The organism is Pseudomonas sp. SIMBA_068, from assembly GCF_046534705.1.
Lineage (GTDB): Bacteria > Pseudomonadota > Gammaproteobacteria > Pseudomonadales > Pseudomonadaceae > Aquipseudomonas > Aquipseudomonas putida.
The window spans coordinates 1-250 of the sequence record NZ_JAWRYI010001179.1 but is presented as its reverse complement, the minus strand read 5'-3'; the positions used below and the strand labels follow the sequence as shown (position 1 = coordinate 250).

General features: G+C 40.8%; 1 protein-coding gene. It reads right to left on the bottom strand.

Annotated elements, in window-relative coordinates:
- Window positions 1–4: 4 nt before the first annotated feature.
- Window positions 5–250: YSC84-related protein (locus SB756_RS33255; RefSeq protein WP_410913657.1), on the bottom strand; the 246-nt coding region annotated here is incomplete at its 5' end.

Here is a 250-nt window from a genome sequence, read left to right as displayed (position 1 = left end):
ACGATTAATTTAGCTCAGAATCTACCCAAAACTTAGTCCCTTTTAGAACAGCTTGTAGAGCAAGCCCATTTTCGGTTACAGAATAGACAGTAACTTGGTCTGCAATGGCTTCGGCCACCAATGCTCCACCTTTATCTTCGTATTTTGCTGCAGCATCTGCGTTCCCACCAAATGCCCAACCGTGTTCAATAAATCTATTTACTGCTGCTTGGGTATGAAAAACCATAACTACATTAAAATCTTTAACACC